The organism is Companilactobacillus halodurans (assembly GCF_009600985.1).
GTDB lineage: Bacteria > Bacillota > Bacilli > Lactobacillales > Lactobacillaceae > Companilactobacillus > Companilactobacillus halodurans.
The window spans coordinates 1-1,854 of sequence record NZ_VDFP01000087.1; the positions used below are offsets into that span (position 1 = coordinate 1).

The following is a 1,854-nucleotide window of genomic DNA, read 5'->3' on the forward strand; positions in this document are numbered from 1 at the left end:
TTCTCCTCCCGAAATTATGTCTTGTATAATTTGTATGTTAAGTATAACTTATCATACATTAAATTAAATATCAATTTAAAAAATAGAATTATATTCATGTAATTGGCAAGAACAACTACAGACCGATTCATACAGATTAAAGATACAAATTCTATTCTGTAGAAAATATTAAAGGACATTAAGCACTGTAATTTAACAGTACTAATGTCCCCATAAGTACGATACTTGATTATTCCATTTGTCAAGTTGTTATAGCACCTTAGAAAACTCGTTATTATGCCATTAAATGGCCCGTTTGTTGAACTACTCTTTTATAAAGTAATTTTGTCTTTCCCAGTTCCACATTGCAATAATTGAAAATCCATCTTCATCTGCTTTTTCTTCATCATCTGTATGAATCAAATCGCCATCTTCGGAATCATCAAGGTTTAATTTTTTATGTATTTCTTTTAGCAAACCACCATAAGAGATTAACCTTTTACGGTGTAAACCTTCCTCCAAATCAGATAAACGCTTCAAATTATTTTCTTCGTCATTTGTTGTAAAATCAATATCCTTTACTGGATATTTTGCAGTTTCATCAATGGCTGATTTTATATCAGATTTATGTTTATTTTTTGGTCGAATCATTTGGACTTTAACGTTTGGATCATAATCTAATTTCATAGCTCTTTTCCAAAATTGAATCCATTGCTTTTGATTCACATAGTTTTCAGTGTTATAAAAATAAGTGCTTTCTACACAAACCAACACATGCATGTGTTGGTTATAAGAATTATCTATATTATTTACAGGGTTCTGTTGCAAAGTAAAAAAATATAGCTAACCACTAATTTATCATGTCAGTGTTCGCTTAACTTGCTAGCATGATGCTAATTTCGTGGCATGGCGAAAATCCGTAGATCTGAAGAGACCTGCGGTTCTTTTTATATAGAGCGTAAATACATTCAATACCTTTTAAAGTATTCTTTGCTGTATTGATACTTTGATACCTTGTCTTTCTTACTTTAATATGACGGTGATCTTGCTCAATGAGGTTATTCAGATATTTCGATGTACAATGACAGTCAGGTTTAAGTTTAAAAGCTTTAATTACTTTAGCCATTGCTACCTTCGTTGAAGGTGCCTGATCTGTAATTACCTTTTGAGGTTTACCAAATTGTTTAATGAGACGTTTGATAAACGCATATGCTGAATGATTATCTCGTTGCTTACGCAACCAAATATCTAATGTATGTCCCTCTGCATCAATGGCACGATATAAATAGCTCCATTTTCCTTTTATTTTGATGTACGTCTCATCAATACGCCATTTGTAATAAGCTTTTTTATGCTTTTTCTTCCAAATTTGATACAAAATTGGGGCATATTCTTGAACCCAACGGTAGACCGTTGAATGATGAACGTTTACACCACGTTCCCTTAATATTTCAGATATATCACGATAACTCAATGCATATCTTAGATAGTAGCCAACGGCTACAGTGATAACATCCTTGTTAAATTGTTTATATCTGAAATAGTTCATACAGAAGACTCCTTTTTGTTAAAATTATACTATAAATTCAACTTTGCAACAGAACCGATAACATTATAAGTAGAACTGTTTATCCAGAGGTTCCTCCAAAAGTTATTTATGCTTTAACAGAAAAAGGAAAAGACTTAATTCCTATCATAGACATGATGGAAAATTATGGAAAAAAATACGGAGAGCAATTAAACAAAGATAGTTAAGTACAATATGCGTTAATAGCAAAACAACGTACCATATTAAAGTACGTTGTTTTTTCTCATTTATTAAGTGAAATCATTCTCATATACCAAGTAAAGTGACATGCTGTTTCTGTTTGTATG

General features: G+C 31.2%; 3 protein-coding genes. 1 reads left to right on the forward strand and 2 read right to left on the reverse strand.

Annotated elements, in window-relative coordinates; translation table 11 throughout:
• Positions 1-303 precede the first annotated feature (303 nt).
• Positions 304-807 (reverse strand): protein rep, encoded by a 504-nt coding sequence (locus FHL06_RS12615; protein ID WP_225486980.1) that lies wholly within the window; start codon positions 805-807, stop codon positions 304-306.
• Positions 808-853: 46 nt separating this feature from the next.
• Positions 854-1,528 carry an IS6-like element IS257 family transposase gene (locus tag FHL06_RS12620; protein ID WP_001105987.1) on the reverse strand — a complete coding sequence of 225 codons (675 nt, stop codon included), beginning with the start codon at positions 1,526-1,528 and terminating at the stop codon, positions 854-856.
• Between the two features lie 104 nt (positions 1,529-1,632).
• On the opposite strand from FHL06_RS12620, the gene FHL06_RS14805 reads away from it, so the two are divergent.
• Positions 1,633-1,734, forward strand: a complete 102-nt coding sequence (locus FHL06_RS14805) for a winged helix-turn-helix transcriptional regulator (RefSeq protein WP_420360973.1) — start codon at positions 1,633-1,635, stop codon at positions 1,732-1,734.
• Positions 1,735-1,854: the final 120 nt, after the last annotated feature.

What these genes read in the sequence shown, in the direction of transcription:
- FHL06_RS12620 (WP_001105987.1), bottom strand. Translation starts at nt 1,528, where the DNA reads ATGAACTATTTCAGATATAAACAATTTAACAAGGATGTTATCACTGTA.